This window comes from Pseudomonas sp. NPDC077649 (assembly GCF_044542855.1).
Taxonomy (GTDB): domain Bacteria; phylum Pseudomonadota; class Gammaproteobacteria; order Pseudomonadales; family Pseudomonadaceae; genus Aquipseudomonas.
This window is the reverse complement of record NZ_JBITVF010000002.1, coordinates 624,730-641,191: the sequence shown is the minus strand read 5'-3', so window position 1 is coordinate 641,191 and position 16,462 is coordinate 624,730. Positions and strand designations below refer to the sequence as shown.

General features: G+C 66.1%; 13 protein-coding genes. 11 read left to right on the top strand and 2 right to left on the bottom strand.

Annotation, left to right across the window (positions count from 1 at the left end; translation table 11 throughout):
* Positions 1-32 precede the first annotated feature (32 nt).
* The 9 genes from ACIGFL_RS10100 to ispD all read left to right on the top strand — a co-directional run bounded on the left by ACIGFL_RS10100 (position 33) and on the right by ispD (position 12,785).
* Positions 33-1,490 carry an alanine/glycine:cation symporter family protein gene (locus tag ACIGFL_RS10100; RefSeq protein WP_397497077.1) on the top strand — a complete coding sequence of 486 codons (1,458 nt, stop codon included), beginning with the start codon at positions 33-35 and terminating at the stop codon, positions 1,488-1,490.
* 70 nt (positions 1,491-1,560) lie between these two features.
* Positions 1,561-5,091, top strand: coding sequence for a DNA polymerase III subunit alpha (dnaE, locus tag ACIGFL_RS10095; RefSeq protein WP_397497076.1), 3,531 nt, complete (start codon positions 1,561-1,563; stop codon positions 5,089-5,091).
* A 136-nt stretch (positions 5,092-5,227) separates the two neighbouring features.
* Positions 5,228-6,178, top strand: coding sequence for an acetyl-CoA carboxylase carboxyltransferase subunit alpha (locus ACIGFL_RS10090; protein ID WP_021442937.1), 951 nt, complete (start codon positions 5,228-5,230; stop codon positions 6,176-6,178).
* Between the two features lie 58 nt (positions 6,179-6,236).
* Positions 6,237-7,559, top strand: coding sequence for a tRNA lysidine(34) synthetase TilS (gene tilS / locus ACIGFL_RS10085; protein WP_397497075.1), 1,323 nt, complete (start codon positions 6,237-6,239; stop codon positions 7,557-7,559).
* A gap of 151 nt (positions 7,560-7,710) precedes the next feature.
* Positions 7,711-9,342 (top strand): CTP synthase, encoded by a 1,632-nt coding sequence (locus tag ACIGFL_RS10080; protein WP_397497074.1) that lies wholly within the window; start codon positions 7,711-7,713, stop codon positions 9,340-9,342.
* Between the two features lie 3 nt (positions 9,343-9,345).
* Positions 9,346-10,191, top strand: coding sequence for a 3-deoxy-8-phosphooctulonate synthase (gene kdsA, locus ACIGFL_RS10075; RefSeq protein WP_021444009.1), 846 nt, complete (start codon positions 9,346-9,348; stop codon positions 10,189-10,191).
* Positions 10,192-10,341: 150 nt separating this feature from the next.
* The gene (gene eno / locus ACIGFL_RS10070) at positions 10,342-11,631 is read left to right on the top strand and encodes a phosphopyruvate hydratase (protein WP_397497073.1); all 1,290 of its coding nucleotides are present in this window, start codon (positions 10,342-10,344) and stop codon (positions 11,629-11,631) included.
* A 177-nt stretch (positions 11,632-11,808) separates the two neighbouring features.
* Positions 11,809-12,087: a cell division protein FtsB gene (gene ftsB / locus ACIGFL_RS10065; protein ID WP_021444007.1), complete on the top strand. Its 279-nt coding sequence runs from the start codon at positions 11,809-11,811 to the stop codon at positions 12,085-12,087.
* Positions 12,084-12,785, top strand: a complete 702-nt coding sequence (gene ispD, locus ACIGFL_RS10060; RefSeq protein WP_397497072.1) for a 2-C-methyl-D-erythritol 4-phosphate cytidylyltransferase — start codon at positions 12,084-12,086, stop codon at positions 12,783-12,785. Before ftsB ends, ispD begins: the two co-directional genes overlap by 4 nt.
* Positions 12,786-12,794: 9 nt before the next feature.
* Here the strand turns inward: ispD and ACIGFL_RS10055 are convergent, their stop codons facing one another.
* Both ACIGFL_RS10055 and ACIGFL_RS10050 read right to left on the bottom strand, forming a co-directional pair.
* Positions 12,795-13,109 carry an HPF/RaiA family ribosome-associated protein gene (locus ACIGFL_RS10055; protein ID WP_021443075.1) on the bottom strand — a complete coding sequence of 105 codons (315 nt, stop codon included), beginning with the start codon at positions 13,107-13,109 and terminating at the stop codon, positions 12,795-12,797.
* 114 nt (positions 13,110-13,223) lie between these two features.
* Positions 13,224-14,171, bottom strand: a complete 948-nt coding sequence (locus tag ACIGFL_RS10050; RefSeq protein WP_021443076.1) for a LysR substrate-binding domain-containing protein — start codon at positions 14,169-14,171, stop codon at positions 13,224-13,226.
* Between the two features lie 206 nt (positions 14,172-14,377).
* On the opposite strand from ACIGFL_RS10050, the gene ACIGFL_RS10045 reads away from it, so the two are divergent.
* Positions 14,378-15,490 carry an S-(hydroxymethyl)glutathione dehydrogenase/class III alcohol dehydrogenase gene (locus ACIGFL_RS10045; protein WP_021443077.1) on the top strand — a complete coding sequence of 371 codons (1,113 nt, stop codon included), beginning with the start codon at positions 14,378-14,380 and terminating at the stop codon, positions 15,488-15,490.
* Positions 15,491-15,572: 82 nt separating this feature from the next.
* Complete coding sequence (gene fghA / locus ACIGFL_RS10040) at positions 15,573-16,415, top strand: S-formylglutathione hydrolase (protein WP_021443078.1); 843 nt, start codon at positions 15,573-15,575, stop codon at positions 16,413-16,415.
* Positions 16,416-16,462 lie beyond the last annotated feature (47 nt).

Genomic DNA, 16,462 nt, shown 5'->3' with positions numbered 1-16,462 from the left:
TAGAAGCCGCCGGCGGCGGCAGGGGAGTGATGATGCACGACATGGCCAATCAGGTCGTCGACCTACTCAACGGCCTCATCTGGGGCAAGGTGCTGATCTGGCTGCTGGTGGGCTGCGGCCTGTATTTCACCGCGCGCCTGGGGCTGATTCAGTTCCGCCATTTCGGCCATATCTTCAGCGTGCTGCGCGGCAGCCGGCAGAGCGACGCCGCCGGGATTTCCTCGTTCCAGGCGCTGTGCACCTCGCTGGCGGCGCGGGTCGGTACCGGCAACGTGGCGGGGGTGGCAGTGGCCATCACCCTGGGCGGGCCGGGGGCGATCTTCTGGATGTGGATGATCGCCCTGGTCGGCATGGCCACCGCGTTCGTCGAGGCGACCCTGGCCCAGCTGTTCAAGACCCGCGACGTCAGGGGCCAGTTCCGCGGCGGCCCGGCCTACTACATGGAGCGCGGCCTGGGCGCACGCTGGATGGGCGTGCTGTTCTCGATCTTTCTGATCATCGCCTTCGGTTTCGTCTTCAATTCGGTGCAGGCCAATACCATCAGCGGCGCGCTGATCGGCGCCTTCGGCCTGGACTGGGGCACGCTGAGCATCGCCGGCAGCCCGGTGCAGGTCGCCGCGCTGGCCATCGGCGCGCTGCTGGTGCTGCTCACCGGCCTGATCATCTTCGGCGGCCTGCGCTCGATCGCGCGGTTCTCCGAACTGGCGGTGCCGTTCATGGCGGCGGCCTACCTGCTGCTGGCGCTGGTGCTGATCCTGCTCAACCTGGATCAGCTGCCGGGCATCTTGGTCCTGATCGTCAAGAGCGCCTTCGGTCTGCACGAGGCCGCCGCCGGCGGCATCGGCGCGGCGATCATGAACGGCGTCAAGCGCGGCCTGTTCTCCAACGAGGCGGGCATGGGCTCGGCGCCCAACGTCGCCGCAGCCGCCACCCCCTATCCGCCGCATCCGGCGTCGCAGGGTTACGTGCAGATGGCCGGGGTGTTCATCGACACCATCCTGATCTGCACCGCCTCGGCGGCGATCATCCTGCTGGCCGGACCGCAGGCGGGCGAGGGCATCGGCCTGGTGCAGAACGCGCTGACCAGCCAGGTCGGCGGCTGGGGCCAGTATTTCCTGGCGCTGATCATCCTGTTCTTCGCCTTCACCTCCATCGTCGCCAACTACAGCTATGCCGAGAGTTGCCTGGTGTTCCTCGAGCACAACCACGCCAGCGGCCTGCTGCTGTTCCGCCTGCTGGTACTGGCCATGGTGATGTTCGGCGCGCTGGCCTCGCTGCCGTTCGTCTGGAACCTCGCCGACGTCTCCATGGGCCTGATGGCGATCACCAACCTGGTCGCCATCCTCCTGCTCTCCGGCCTGGCCATCCGTCTGGCGCGCGACTACAACGAGCAGCGCAAGCGCGGCCAGCTACCGACCTTCGACGCCAGCCGCCATCCGGATATCCAGGCCAGGCTGGAGCCGGGCATCTGGGACAAACGCAGCGCATAGACGCTGCCCTAAAAGCCAAGGCCCGGTACAATCCGGGCCTTGTTGTTTTCGTCTTCAGCACAGGACCGCCATGAGCCCCAATTTCGTCCACCTGCGTCTGCACACCGAATACTCCCTGGTCGACGGCCTGGTGCGGGTCAAACCGCTGATCAAGGCGGTGGCCGGGGCCGGCATGCCGGCGGTGGCGGTCACCGACATGAGCAACATGTGCGCACTGGTGAAGTTCTACAAGACCGCCATGGGCGCCGGCATCAAGCCGATCTGCGGCGCCGACATCTGGTTGGCCAGCGCCGACGAGGACGGCCCGCTGTCGCGCCTGACCCTGCTGGCGATGAACGCCAAGGGCTATCGCAACCTCACCGAGCTGGTCTCGCGCGGCTGGGCCGAAGGGCAGAGCAACGACCTGGTGATCATCCAGCGCGACTGGGTCAAGGAGGCCGCCGAGGGCCTGATCGCCCTGTCCGGTGCGCGCGAGGGCGAGGTCGGCCAGGCCCTGCTGGCCGGCGACGAGGCCGCTGCCGAAGCGCGCCTGCGCGAGTGGATGGCGGTGTTCCCCGAGCGCTTCTACCTGGAGGTGCAGCGCACCAGCCGGGTCGGCGACGAGGAGTACCTGCACGCCGCGGTGGCCCTGGCCGACCGCGTCGAGGCGCCGCTGGTGGCGACCAACGACGTGCGCTTCATCAAGCAGGACGACTTCGAGGCCCACGAGACCCGCGTGTGCATCGGCGAGGGCCGTTCCCTGGACGACCCGCGCCGGCCGCGCAACTATTCCGACCAGCAGTACCTGAAAACCCCGGCGGAGATGTGCGAGCTGTTCTCCGACCTGCCCGAGGCGCTGGAGAACAGCGTGGAGATCGCCAAGCGCTGCAACATCGAGGTGCAGCTGGGCAAGTACTTCCTCCCCGACTTCCCCACGCCCAATGGCATGGGCATCGACGACTACCTGCGGCATGCCTCCTTCGAGGGCCTGGAAGAGCGCCTGGAGGTGCTGCTGCCCAAGGACACGCCGGATTACCAGGCGAAGAAGCAGGTCTATATCGACCGCCTCAATTTCGAGCTGGATATCATCATCCAGATGGGCTTCCCCGGTTACTTCCTGATCGTGATGGACTTCATCCAGTGGGCCAAGAGCAACGGCGTGCCGGTTGGCCCGGGCCGGGGGTCGGGTGCTGGTTCGCTGGTGGCCTACGTGCTGAAGATCACCGACCTCGATCCCTTGGCCTACGACCTGCTGTTCGAGCGCTTCCTCAACCCCGAGCGGGTATCCATGCCCGACTTCGACGTCGACTTCTGCATGGACGGCCGCGACCGGGTGATCGACTACGTGGCCGACAAGTACGGGCGCAACGCGGTGAGCCAGATCATCACCTTCGGCTCGATGGCGGCCAAGGCGGTGGTGCGCGACGTCGCGCGCGCCCAGGGCAAGTCCTACGGCCTGGCCGATCGCCTGTCGAAGATGATTCCCTTCGAAGTGGGCATGACCCTGGAGAAGGCCTACGAGATGGAAGAGCCGCTGCGCGACTTCCTCAAGAACGACGAGGACGCCCGGGAAATCTGGGACATGTCGCTCAAGCTCGAAGGCGTGGTGCGCGGCACCGGCAAACACGCCGGCGGCGTGGTGATCGCACCGACCAAGCTCACCGACTTCTCGCCGATCGCCTGCGACGAGGAGGGCGGCGGCCTGGTGACCCAGTTCGACAAGGACGACGTCGAGCAGGCCGGCCTGGTCAAGTTCGACTTCCTCGGCCTGCGTACCCTGACCATCATCAAGTGGGCGATGGAAACCATCCACCGCATCCAGAAGCGCGACGGCGCCGCGGACGAGGAGCTGGTCAATATCGACTTCATCCCGCTGGATGACAAGAAGACCTACGACATGCTGCAGAAGGCGGAGACCACCGCGGTCTTCCAGCTCGAATCGCGCGGCATGAAGGAGCTGATCAAGAAGCTCAAGCCCGACTGCCTGGAAGACATGATCGCCCTGGTGGCGCTGTTCCGCCCCGGCCCGCTGCAGTCCGGCATGGTGGACGACTTCATCAACCGCAAGCACGGCCGCGCCGAGCTGTCCTATCCGCACCCGGATTACCAGTACGCCGGTCTGGAGCCGGTGCTCAAGCCCACCTACGGCGTCATCCTGTACCAGGAACAGGTGATGCAGATCGCCCAGGTGATGGCCGGTTACACCCTCGGCGGTGCAGACATGCTGCGCCGCGCCATGGGCAAGAAGAAGCCCGAGGAGATGGCCAAGCAGCGCGGCGGCTTCATCGAGGGCTGCGCCAACAACGGCATCGATGCTGACCTGGCCGGCAACATCTTCGACCTGGTGGAAAAATTCGCCGGTTACGGCTTCAACAAGTCGCACTCGGCCGCCTACGGCCTGGTGTCCTACCAGACTGCCTGGCTCAAGGCGCATTACCCGGCGCCGTTCATGGCCGCGGTGCTGTCGGCGGATATGCACAACACCGACAAGGTGGTGATCCTGGTGGAAGAGTGCCGCAACATGAAGTTGCGCATCGATCCGCCGGACGTGAACGTCTCCGAGTTCAAGTTCACCGTCAACGACGACGGCCGTATCGTCTACGGCCTGGGAGCGGTCAAGGGCGTGGGCGAGGGGCCGGTGGAGGCCATCGTCGAATGCCGCGCCGAGGGCGGGCCATTCAAGGACCTGTTCGACTTCTGCAACCGCGTCGACCTCAAGCGCATCAACAAGCGCACCCTCGAAGCGCTGATCCGCAGCGGCGCGCTGGATCGCCTGGGGCCCTACTACCAGGACGAGCTCAAGGCCTACCAGGCCAGCGTCGACAAGAACCGCGCCGTGCTGCTGGCATCCATGGAAGAGGCCGTGCAGTCCGCCGAGCAGACCGCGCGCAGCGCCGAGAGCGGTCATATGGACCTGTTTGGCGGCCTGTTCGCCGAACCCGAGGCGGACGTCTACGCCAACCATCGCAAGGCCCGTGAGCTGCCGATCAAGGAGCGCCTGAAAGGCGAGAAGGACACGTTGGGCATCTACCTGTCCGGCCACCCCATCGACGAATACGAAGGCGAGATCCGCCGCTTCGCCCGCCAGCGCATCGTCGAGCTCAAGCCGGCGCGCGATACCCAGACCATCGCCGGGATGATCGTCAACCTGCGGGTGATGAAGAACAAGAAGGGCGACAAGATGGGCTTTATCACCCTCGACGATCGCTCCGGGCGGATCGAGGCCTCGCTGTTCGCCGATGCCTTCGCCAGCAACCAGGCGCTGCTGCAGAACGATGCGCTGGTGGTGGTCGAGGGCGAGGTGAGCAACGACGACTTCTCCGGCGGCCTGCGCCTGCGCGCCAAGCGCGTGATGAGCCTGGAGGAGGCGCGCACCGGCCTGGCCGACAGCCTGCGCCTGAAGGTCGCCGGCGAGGCGCTGAAAGGCGATCGCCTGCGCTGGCTGGCCGAGCTGTGCGGCAAGCACAAGGGCGCCTGCCCAGTGACCCTGGACTACAGCGGCGAGGAGGCACGCGCCTTGCTTCAGTTTGGCGACGCCTGGCGCATCGATCCGGCCGACACATTGATTCAGGCATTGCGTGACCAGTTCGGGCGCGACAACGTCTTTTTGCACTACCGCTGACGCGAGAGGGGAAATCTCCCTTTGTGTTGGCATTGGCACCTGCGGGTGTCGACCCGCTGCGCCCTATCCCTTAAGGTAGGGCGCCTAATGGATACAGCTCCCCGGCCACTTGGCCGTCGACGCAAGACGGATGACTATGAACCCGAATTTTCTCGATTTCGAACAGCCGATCGCCGACCTGCAAGCCAAGATCGAAGAGCTACGCCTGGTCGGTAACGACAACGCGCTGAACATCGGCGACGAGATTGCCCGCCTGCAGGACAAGAGCAGCGCGCTGACCGAAAGCATCTTCGGCAACCTCTCCAGCTGGCAGATCGCTCAGCTGGCGCGCCATCCGCGCCGCCCCTACACCCTGGACTACATCCAGCACATCTTCACCGAGTTCGACGAGCTGCACGGCGACCGTCACTTCTCCGACGACGCCGCCATCGTTGGCGGCGTGGCCCGCCTCGGCGAGCAGCCGGTGATGGTCATCGGTCACCAGAAGGGCCGCGAAGTGCGCGAGAAGGTACGCCGCAACTTCGGCATGCCGCGTCCGGAGGGCTACCGCAAGGCCTGCCGCCTGATGGAAATGGCCGAGCGCTTCAAGATGCCGATCCTCACCTTTATCGACACCCCCGGCGCCTACCCGGGCATCGATGCCGAGGAGCGCGGCCAGAGCGAGGCCATCGCCTGGAACCTGCGGGTGATGGCGCGGCTGAAGACCCCGATCATCGCCACCGTGATCGGCGAGGGCGGCTCCGGCGGCGCGCTGGCCATCGGCGTCTGCGACCAGCTGAACATGCTGCAGTACTCCACCTACTCGGTGATCTCGCCGGAAGGCTGCGCCTCGATTCTCTGGCGTACCGCCGAGAAGGCGCCGGATGCCGCCGAGGCCATGGGCATCACTGCCGAGCGCCTGAAGGATCTGGGCATCGTCGATCAGGTGATCGCCGAGCCGCTGGGCGGCGCTCATCGTGATCCGGCAGCGGCCTCCGAGTCGATCCGTCAGGAGTTGACCAAGCAGTTGGCCAGCCTGCAGAAGTACGACACCGACGCCCTGCTCAAGCGTCGTTACGATCGCCTGATGAGCTACGGCATCGCCTGAGCTCGTTCAGCGCGCATCTCAACGGGCCTTCGGGCCCGTTGTTGTTTAAGCTTGGCCGATGACTGCTCTCGATATCCGTCTGCGCGCCGCGTTGCAGCCCTGGCGAACGGCACCGGCCTGGCGTATCGCCTTCTCCGGCGGCCTCGACTCCAGCGTGCTGCTGCACCTGCTGGCCGGTCTCGCCCGGCGCGAGGCGCTGCCGCCGCTGGCCGCCATCCATGTCCACCACGGCCTGCAGCCGGCGGCCGAGGCCTGGCCCGAGCATTGCGCGCGCAGCTGCGCGCAGCTGGATATTCCCCTGGAAATCGTTGCGGTGCGGGTCGAGCCGGGCGCCAGCCTGGAGCAGGCGGCGCGCCAGGCGCGCTACGCCGCCTTCGCCTCGCGTCTGGGCGAGGGCGAGGTGCTGCTCGGTGCCCAGCACCGCGACGATCAGGCCGAGACCGTGCTGTTTCGCCTGTTGCGCGGCGCCGGCGTGCGCGGTCTGGCGGCCATGCCTGTAGCTCGACCGCTGGGCCGCGGCACTCTGGTTCGGCCGCTGCTGGACGTTCCGCGTACCGAGTTGCTGGCCTATGCCGAGGCCCATGGGCTGAGCTGGGTGGAAGACCCGAGCAATGCCGATGAGCGCTTCAGTCGCAATTTCCTGCGCCGCCGCGTGCTGCCGTTGCTCGCCGAGCGTTGGCCGCAGGCGGCCGCCAGCCTGGCGCGCAGCGCCGCCCACCTGGGTGAGGCGCAGCAGCTGCTGGGCGAGTTGGCCGAGCTGGATCTGCTCGCCGCGCGGGGCCGGGCGCCGTTTTCCTGGCTGGCGCTGCCGTCGCTGGACTTGCAGGCGGTGGCCGGGCTGAACGAGGCGCGTCAGCGCAATCTGCTGCGTCATTGGCTGGCGCCACTGACCCGGCTGCCGGACAGCGATCACTGGGCCGGCTGGTATGACCTGCGTGACGCCGGCGTGGATGCGACGCCGATCTGGAAACTGGCCGATGGCGAGTTGCATAGGGCAGATGGGCGGCTGTGGTGGCTCAGCGGCGACTGGTTGCAGCCACTCACGGTTGTCGATCTGCCTTGCGGTGCGGCGCGAGGGGCCATCGAACTGCCCGGCAACGGCGCTGTGCGAGTTGTCGGCGAGCTGCCGGCGGGGCGTTGGCACCTGCGCTATCGCCGCGGCGGCGAGTCGCTGCAGCTGCCGGGGCGCGGCCGGCGCGACCTCAAGCGCCTGCTCAACGAGCTGCGCGTGCCGGCGTTCGTGCGTCCGCGGCTGCCCTTGCTGTTCGATGGCGACGAGTTGGTGGCGGTGGCCAATCTGGCGCCGGCGCCGCGTCCGGGGCGGGGCGATCTGCGCTTGCACTGGTCGCCGCCGATCGGTGATCAAGGTTTGAGCTGGTAAGGCCTTTCCGGTAGACTACGCTCCCGTCTTACTACAGCTTTTGCCGACTCCCTCAGGGAGCTTGGCGGGCTTGCCATTGTTGCTACTGATGGCGCTCCTTCGCTTTCCCCGGCGGCACTGACCGCTTAAACGCAGACTTCTAGGGTTTTTCATGACGCGCTACATCTTCGTCACGGGTGGTGTTGTTTCTTCATTGGGGAAAGGCATCGCCTCGGCTTCACTGGCGGCCATCCTGGAGGCGCGGGGCCTGAAGGTCACCATGCTCAAGCTGGACCCTTATATCAACGTCGATCCGGGCACCATGAGCCCGTTCCAGCACGGTGAGGTGTTCGTCACCCACGACGGCGCCGAGACCGACCTCGACCTGGGTCACTACGAGCGGTTCATCCGCACGACGATGACCAAGAGCAACAACTTCACCACCGGCCGCGTGTACGAAGACGTACTGCGCAAGGAGCGCCGTGGTGACTACCTGGGTGCCACCATCCAGGTCATTCCGCACATCACCGACGAGATCAAGCGTCGCATCATCAAGGGCGCCGGCGATGCCGACGTGGCCCTGGTGGAAATCGGTGGCACCGTTGGCGACATCGAGTCGCAGCCGTTCCTCGAAGCCATTCGCCAGCTGCGCGTGGAAGTGGGCGCCAAGCGCGCCATGCTGATGCACCTGACCTTGGTGCCCTACATCGCCACCGCCGGCGAGACCAAGACCAAGCCGACCCAGCACTCGGTCAAGGAGCTGCGCTCCATCGGCCTGCAGCCGGACGTGCTGGTGTGCCGCTCCGACCATCCGATCGATGTGTCCTCGCGGCGCAAGATCGCCCTGTTCACCAACGTCGAAGAGCGTGCGGTGATCAGCCTGGAAGACGTCGACACCATCTACAAGATTCCGGGCGTGCTGCATGCCCAGGGTCTGGACGACTTCGTCGTCGAGCGTTTCGGCCTGGAGTGCGGCGGCGCCGACCTGTCCGAGTGGGATCGCGTGGTCGATGCCAAGCTCAACCCGGAAAAGGAAGTCACCATCGCCATGGTCGGCAAGTACATGGAGTTGCTCGATGCCTACAAATCGCTGATCGAGGCGATGAGCCATGCCGGCATCCAGAACCGTACCAAGGTCAACCTGCGCTATATCGACTCCGAAGACATCGAGAACCAGGGCACCGCGCTGCTCGAGGGCGTCGATGCCATCCTGGTACCGGGCGGCTTCGGCCTGCGCGGCGTGGAAGGCAAGATCAAGACCGTGCAGTACGCTCGCGAGAACAAGATTCCCTACCTGGGCATCTGCCTCGGCATGCAGGTGGCAGTGATCGAGTACGCCCGTAACGTGGTGGGCTGGAGCGATGCCAACTCCACCGAGTTCGACCTGGCCAGCCAGCATCCGGTGGTCGGCCTGATCACCGAGTGGCAGGACGCCGCCGGCGGCGTGGAAACCCGCAGCGAAAGCTCCGACCTGGGCGGCACCATGCGCCTCGGCGCGCAGGACTGCCAGCTGCAGGCCGGGTCCAAGGTGCACGACTGCTACGGCAAGGACGTGATAGTCGAGCGTCACCGTCACCGTTACGAGGTGAACAACAACCTGCTGCCGCAGCTGACCGAGGCTGGCCTGAAGGTCACCGGTCGTTCCGGCGACGGCGCGCTGGTCGAAGTGGTCGAGGCGCCGGATCATCCCTGGTTCGTCGCCTGCCAGTTCCACCCGGAATTCACCTCCACGCCGCGTGACGGTCATCCGCTGTTCAGCGGCTTCGTCAACGCCGCGCTGGCGCAGCAAGCGAAGAAGGCCTAAGGCATGGCGCAGAAGATCATCAAGGTCGGCAATATCGAGATCGCCAACGACAAGCCCTTCGTGCTGTTCGGCGGCATCAACGTGCTCGAGTCGCGCGACCTGGCCATGCAGGCCTGCGAGGAATACGTGCGGGTGACCGAGAAACTCGGCATCCCCTACGTGTTCAAGGCCAGCTTCGACAAGGCCAACCGTTCCTCCATCACCTCCTTCCGCGGCCCGGGCCTGGAAGAGGGCATGAAGATCTTCGAGGAAGTGAAGAAGACCTTCGGCGTGCCGGTGATCACCGACGTCCACGAGCCGCATCAGGCGGCCGCGGTGGCCGCGGTGTGCGACATCATCCAGCTGCCGGCCTTCCTCTCGCGGCAGACCGACCTGGTGGTGGCCATGGCCAAGACCGGCGCGGTGATCAACATCAAGAAGGCGCAGTTCCTCGCCCCGCAGGAGATGAAGCACATCCTGCGCAAGTGCGAGGAGGCCGGCAACGATCAGCTGATCCTCTGCGAGCGCGGCTCCAGCTTCGGTTACAACAACCTGGTGGTGGACATGCTCGGCTTCGGCATCATGAAGCAGTTCGAGTACCCGGTGTTCTTCGACGTGACCCACGCCCTGCAGATGCCGGGCGGCCGCGCCGATTCGGCCGGCGGCCGCCGCGCCCAGGTCACCGACCTGGCCAAGGCCGGCATGAGCCAGGGGCTGGCCGGTCTGTTCCTCGAGGCCCATCCCGATCCGGAAAACGCCAAGTGCGACGGCCCCTGCGCCTTGCGCTTGAACAAGCTGGAGCCTTTCCTCACCCAGCTCAAGCAGCTCGACGACCTGATCAAGAGTTTTCCGCCGATCGAGACTGCCTGAACCGCACGCAATCCGGTAAAGTGCCGCCCCAGAAAAGATCCCCCTGACCCGTGAGTCAGACTGTGTCGCCGACCCGCCCCACGGGGCGACGGCGGCCCCGCGCAGCCCGCTGCTGCAGTCTTATCGTCAAACCTTGGAGTGCAAACAACAATGGCAAAGATCGTCGACATCAAGGGTCGTGAGGTTCTCGACTCCCGCGGCAACCCCACCGTGGAAGCCGATGTAATTCTGGAAGGCGGCATCAAAGGTAGCGCCTGCGCGCCGTCCGGTGCCTCCACCGGCTCGCGCGAAGCGCTGGAGCTGCGTGACGGCGACAAGAGCCGTTACCTGGGCAAGGGCGTGCTCAAGGCCGTCGCCAACATCAACGGCCCGATCCGCGACCTGCTGCTGGGCAAGGACGCGACCGATCAACAGGCCCTGGACCGCGCGATGATCGAGCTCGACGGTACCGAGAACAAGGCCAAGCTGGGCGCCAACGCCATCCTCGCCGTGTCCCTGGCTGCCGCCAAGGCCGCGGCCCAGGCCAAGGGCGTGCCGCTGTACGCGCACATCGCCGACCTGAACGGCACCCCGGGCGTCTACTCCATGCCGGTGCCGATGATGAACATCATCAACGGCGGCGAGCACGCCGATAACAACGTCGACATCCAGGAGTTCATGGTCCAGCCGGTCGGCGCCAAGAATTTCGCCGAGGCCCTGCGCATGGGCGCCGAGATCTTCCACCACCTCAAGGCCGTGCTGAAGGCCCGTGGTCTGAACACCGCCGTGGGCGACGAGGGTGGTTTCGCGCCGAACCTGGCCTCCAACGAAGACGCCCTGGCCGCCATCGCCGAAGCCGTGGCCAATGCCGGCTACAAGCTGGGCGAGGACGTCACCCTGGCCCTGGACTGCGCCTCCAGCGAGTTCTACAAGGACGGACAGTACGACCTGGCCGGCGAAGGCAAGGTATTCAGCGGTGAAGGTTTCGCCGATTACCTGGCCGGCCTGACCCAGCGCTACCCGATCATCTCCATCGAAGACGGCATGGACGAGTCCGACTGGGCCAGCTGGAAAGTGCTGACCGACAAGATCGGCGCCAAGGTGCAGCTGGTCGGCGACGATCTGTTCGTCACCAACACCAAGATCCTCAAGCGCGGCATCGATGAGAAGATCGGCAACTCGATCCTGATCAAGTTCAACCAGATCGGCTCGCTGACCGAGACCCTGGAAGCCATCCAGATGGCCAAGGCCGCCGGCTTCACCGCGGTGATCTCGCACCGCAGCGGCGAAACCGAAGACAGCACCATCGCCGATCTGGCCGTGGGTACTGCCGCCGGTCAGATCAAGACCGGTTCGCTGTGCCGCTCCGACCGCGTGTCCAAGTACAACCAGCTGCTGCGCATCGAAGAGCAGCTGGGCGGCAAGGCTCCCTATAAGGGCCGTGCCGAGTTCCGCGGCTAAGCACTGCGTGGTAGAAAAGGGCGACGCGAGTCGCCCTTTTTCGTGGACGCTTCGTCGAACCCTTGGAACCAATGCACGGATGCAGGTACCGAAATCCCATGTCACTCATCAGTCGGCTTCTTTTCAAGCATGAACGCAGCCCCTACCATGCCGATGACTCAATCTGCGAGCCGCTCCATGCGTAGTCCGTATTGGCTGTTCATCGTGCTGGTCCTGTTGCTGGCCGGCCTGCAGTATCGCCTGTGGATCGGCGAGGGCAGCCTGGCCCAGGTCAGCCGCCTGCAGCAGCAGATCGCCGAGCAGCAGGGCGAGAACGAACGCCTGCTGGAGCGCAACCGCATCCTCGAGGCCGAGGTGATGGAGCTCAAGCGCGGTATGGAGACCGTGGAAGAGCGCGCGCGGCAGGAACTGGGCATGCTCAAAGAGGGCGAGACCCTCTACCTGCTGACCGAATGACCACGAATTTCTGGCTGGTGATCCCGGCCGCCGGCGTCGGCGCGCGGATGGCCGCCGACCGCCCCAAGCAGTACCTGCAGGTGGCAGGGCGCTGCATTCTCGAACATAGCCTGCACTGCTTCCTCGACCACCCCGGCCTGCTCGGCGCCGTGGTCTGTCTGGCCGCGGACGATCCCTACTGGGCGCAGCTGGCCGTGGCCGGCGACCCACGGGTGCGCCGCGCCGCGGGCGGGCGCGAGCGCGCCGACTCGGTGCTGGCCGGTCTCGATCTGCTGCTGGCCGGCGGCGCCGGGGCGGACGACTGGGTGCTGGTGCACGATGCGGCGCGGCCCAATCTGGCCCGCGCCGACCTCGACCGCCTGCTGAGCACCCTGGCCGAGGATCCGCTCGGCGGCCTGCTGGCGGTGCCGGCGCGCGACACCCTCAAGCGTGTCGGCGCCGATGGCCGGGTGCTGGAAACCCTGGACCGCAGCCTGATCTGGCAGGCCTATACGCCGCAGATGTTCCGCCTGGCGGCGCTGCGTGGCGCCCTGGCCGATGCGCTGGCGGCGGGCGCTTCGATCACCGACGAGGCCTCGGCGTTGGAATGGGCTGGGCAGGCGCCGCGCCTGGTGGAGGGGCGGGCGGACAACCTGAAGATCACCCGCCCCGAGGATCTGCAGTGGTTGCGGCAAGCCTGGGCCGAGCGCAACCAGTAGCGCCGCGTCTCAGCTCAGGCGTTGTTTCTCGATATTGCGCTCCAGCACCGTGCCGAGTTTGTCGATGACGCCCTCCAGTGCCTGCTCGAGGCTGTCGGCGTTATGGCTCACCGATACCGGGTCGCGGCCCTTGAGCCGCGCTTCGGCCTGGCAGCGCTTGTCCAGCCCGCCGCCCTTGTGGCTGTTCTCGTCGTTGAAGTGCAGCTCGACCCGGGTCAGGTGATCCTCGAAGCGCTTGAGCTTGAGTTCCACCCGGCCGCGTACCTTGTCCGCCAGGGCGGCGGAACCGTGGATATGGTTGTCGCTGTTGACCATGACTTGCATAGCGCTGTCCTCCGGTTGCAGTGAAACGCGAGTAGGCTGCGGAAAAACTTCCTCGGCTTTGGCTTTCTGCAGTCCTGCAGTCGTCGCCTAGGTTTTTCAGCTGCCGCCTGGGCGTCAGTTACTCTGGCCGCGCCCGTCGCGTGGGGTTCCCCCTTGCGCTGTGACATTCTGTTGCTCCCGATACTCGGCGCGTTCGCTCAGCCCCTGTTTGAGGTGATCGACCAGCTGGCGCACCTTGGGCGACAGGTGGCGCTGCTGCGGGTACAGCGCCCAGACCGCGGTGTTCGGTGGCTGGTGCTGTTCCAGCAGGGACACCAGTGCGCCTCTGGCCAGGTGTTCGAGCACGTAATAGTCCGGCAGCTGGCACAGGCCGAAGCCGCGCAGTGCGGCATCGAGTACCGCCTGGCCGCTGTTGCAGCGCCAGTTGCCCTGCACGCGCACCTGGCTTTCCCGCCCGCCGTCGACGAAGCTCCAGTACTCGCTGCTGCCCACCAGGCAGTTGTGCCGCGCCAGTTCCGACAGCGAGTGCGGCCGGCCGTAGTGCTGCAAGTAGGCGGGCGCTGCGCACAGGTACATCCGCCGCGGCGCCAGGCGCGCGGCCACCAGCCGCGAATCCTGCAGGCGGCCGAGGCGGATGGCCAGGTCCAGGCCCTCGTGGAGCAGGTCGAGCTGGCTGTTGGACAGTTCGATCTCCACCCGCAGCTGCGGATGACGGGCCATGAACTGATTGACCAGCGGCACGATGAAGCGCTCGCCGTAGGCCACCGCGCAGGTCATGCGCAGCAGTCCCTTGGGCTCGGCGGTCAGGTCGCTGACCACGCGCAGGGCTTCCTCGCGCGCGTCCTGCAGGCGCTGGCAGTGCTGCAGGAAGGTCTGCCCGGCTTCGGTCAGCGCCACGCGCCGGGTGCTGCGGTAGAACAGCCGGCTCTGCAGGCGCTCCTCCAGGCGTGCGACCTGGCGGCTGACCTGCGAGGTGGACAGGCCCAGGCGCTCGGCGGCGGCGCTGAACTGGCCGCACTCGGCCACGGCGACGAATTCGTCCAGCCCTTCCCAGCGATTCATGCTTTCTCCTTCTCGTGTAGCCCGGATGCAATCCGGGAATGCCTGGCGCGGCAGTTCCCGGATTGCATCCTGGCTCTGCCGCTAACTGCAGAAGAAGACCTTGATTATCCCTGTATGGCAATAATGTTTTGCCTGATCGCCAATTATTTCCGGATGGCGCTGGACTAGACTGCTGGCCACCGCTCAACACGCTCAGGAGAGCCCAGATGATCAAGTCCCGCGCCGCCGTCGCCTTCGCCCCGAATCAGCCGCTGCAGATCGTCGAGGTGGACGTGGCGCCGCCCAAGGCCGGCGAGGTGCTGGTGCGCATCGTCGCCACCGGCGTCTGCCACACCGATGCCTACACCCTGTCCGGCCAGGACAGCGAAGGCGTGTTCCCCTGCATCCTCGGTCACGAAGGCGGCGGTATCGTCGAGGCGGTGGGCGAGGGCGTCACCTCGCTGGCGGTCGGTGATCACGTGATTCCGCTGTATACCGCCGAATGCGGCGAGTGCAAATTCTGCAAATCCAACAAGACCAACCTGTGCAGCTCGGTGCGCGCCACCCAGGGCAAGGGCCTGATGCCCGACGGCACCAGCCGCTTCTCCTACAATGGTGAGCCGATCTACCACTACATGGGCTGCTCGACCTTCTCCGAGTACACCGTGCTGCCGGAAGTCTCCCTGGCCAAGATCCCCAAGGAGGCGCCGCTGGAGAAGGTCTGCCTGCTCGGTTGTGGCGTGACCACCGGTATCGGCGCCGTGCTCAACACCGCCAAGGTCACCGAGGGTTCTACCGTGGCCATCTTCGGCCTGGGCGGCATCGGCCTGGCGGCCATCATCGGCGCCAAGATGGCCAAGGCTTCGCGCATCATCGGCATCGACATCAATCCGGCCAAGGAAGCCGTGGCGCGCGAGCTGGGCATGACCGACTTCGTCAACCCGAAGGATCACAGCAAGCCGATCCAGGAGGTAATCGTCGAGATGACCGACGGTGGCGTCGACTACAGCTTCGAGTGCATCGGCAACGTGCAGCTGATGCGCGCTGCGCTGGAGTGCTGCCACAAGGGCTGGGGCGAGTCGACCATCATCGGCGTGGCGCCGGCCGGTGCCGAGATCAGCACCCGGCCGTTCCAGCTGGTCACCGGGCGGGTCTGGCGCGGCAGCGCCTTCGGCGGGGTCAAGGGCCGTACCGAGCTGCCCGGCTACGTGGAAAAGGCGCAGAAGGGCGAGATCCCGCTGGACACCTTTATCACCCACAACCTGCCGCTGGATCAGATCAACGAAGCGTTCGAGCTGATGCACGAAGGCAAGAGCATTCGTACTGTCATTCATTTCTGACTGCAGGGCGACCTGTGCCTGTAGGGTGCGCCATTTGCACCAGGATCAAGCGGTGCGCACGGCGCACCCGAGGGAGATGTCCATGACCTTGGAAATCGTTTCCAGCAACAAGAGCTTCGGCGGCTGGCACAAGCGCTACCGGCACCGTTCCGAGGTGCTCGGTTGCGACATGCAGTTCGCCGTCTACCTGCCGCCGCAGGCCGAGCAGGGGGCTCGCCTGCCGGTGCTGTACTGGCTCAGCGGGCTGACCTGCACCGACGAGAACTTCATGCAGAAAGCTGGCGCGCACAGGCTGGCGGCCGAGCTGGGCCTGATCCTGGTCGCGCCGGACACCAGCCCGCGCGGCGAGGGCGTGCCGGACGATGCGGACGGCGCCTACGACTTCGGTCTCGGCGCCGGCTTCTACCTCAACGCCACCGTCGAACCCTGGGCGCGGCACTACCGCATGTACGACTACGTGGTGCAGGAGCTACCGGCGCTGGTCGAGGCCAACTTCCCGGTGACGGGCAAGCGCGGCGTCGCCGGCCATTCCATGGGCGGCCACGGCGCCTTGATCTGCGCGCTGAAGAACCCCGGGCGCTATCGCTCGGTGTCGGCCTTCGCACCGATCAGCAATCCGATGAACTGTCCCTGGGGCGAGAAGGCGTTTTCCCTCTATCTGGGCGAGGACCGCTCGCGCTGGCGCGAATGGGACGCCAGCGTGCTGATCGCCGAGGCCGGCGAGAAGCTGCCGATCCTGGTCGATCAGGGCGACCGCGACGATTTCCTCGAAACCCAGCTCAAGCCGCAGGCGCTGCAGGCGGCGGCCAAGGCGGCCGGCCATCCGCTGACCCTGCGCCTGCAGCCGGGTTACGACCACAGCTACTACTTCATCGCCAGCTTTATCGACGATCATCTGCGCCATCACGCCGAAGCCTTGGCCTAGGGTGCGCACGGCGCCCCCTATGGCGGCCGGTGCATGTAGAATCACGC

Excerpts from the sequence above, each read along its gene's own strand:
- tilS (WP_397497075.1), top strand. The coding sequence starts at position 6,237 with ATGACTGCTCTCGATATCCGTCTGCGCGCCGCGTTGCAGCCCTGGCGA.
- ispD (WP_397497072.1), top strand. The coding sequence starts at position 12,084 with ATGACCACGAATTTCTGGCTGGTGATCCCGGCCGCCGGCGTCGGCGCG.
- kdsA (WP_021444009.1), top strand. The coding sequence starts at position 9,346 with ATGGCGCAGAAGATCATCAAGGTCGGCAATATCGAGATCGCCAACGAC.
- ACIGFL_RS10100 (WP_397497077.1), top strand. The coding sequence starts at position 33 with ATGCACGACATGGCCAATCAGGTCGTCGACCTACTCAACGGCCTCATC.
- dnaE (WP_397497076.1), top strand. The coding sequence starts at position 1,561 with ATGAGCCCCAATTTCGTCCACCTGCGTCTGCACACCGAATACTCCCTG.
- ACIGFL_RS10050 (WP_021443076.1), bottom strand. The coding sequence starts at position 14,171 with ATGAATCGCTGGGAAGGGCTGGACGAATTCGTCGCCGTGGCCGAGTGC.
- ACIGFL_RS10045 (WP_021443077.1), top strand. The coding sequence starts at position 14,378 with ATGATCAAGTCCCGCGCCGCCGTCGCCTTCGCCCCGAATCAGCCGCTG.
- ACIGFL_RS10090 (WP_021442937.1), top strand. The coding sequence starts at position 5,228 with ATGAACCCGAATTTTCTCGATTTCGAACAGCCGATCGCCGACCTGCAA.
- ACIGFL_RS10080 (WP_397497074.1), top strand. The coding sequence starts at position 7,711 with ATGACGCGCTACATCTTCGTCACGGGTGGTGTTGTTTCTTCATTGGGG.
- ftsB (WP_021444007.1), top strand. The coding sequence starts at position 11,809 with ATGCGTAGTCCGTATTGGCTGTTCATCGTGCTGGTCCTGTTGCTGGCC.
- eno (WP_397497073.1), top strand. The coding sequence starts at position 10,342 with ATGGCAAAGATCGTCGACATCAAGGGTCGTGAGGTTCTCGACTCCCGC.
- ACIGFL_RS10055 (WP_021443075.1), bottom strand. The coding sequence starts at position 13,109 with ATGCAAGTCATGGTCAACAGCGACAACCATATCCACGGTTCCGCCGCC.
- fghA (WP_021443078.1), top strand. The coding sequence starts at position 15,573 with ATGACCTTGGAAATCGTTTCCAGCAACAAGAGCTTCGGCGGCTGGCAC.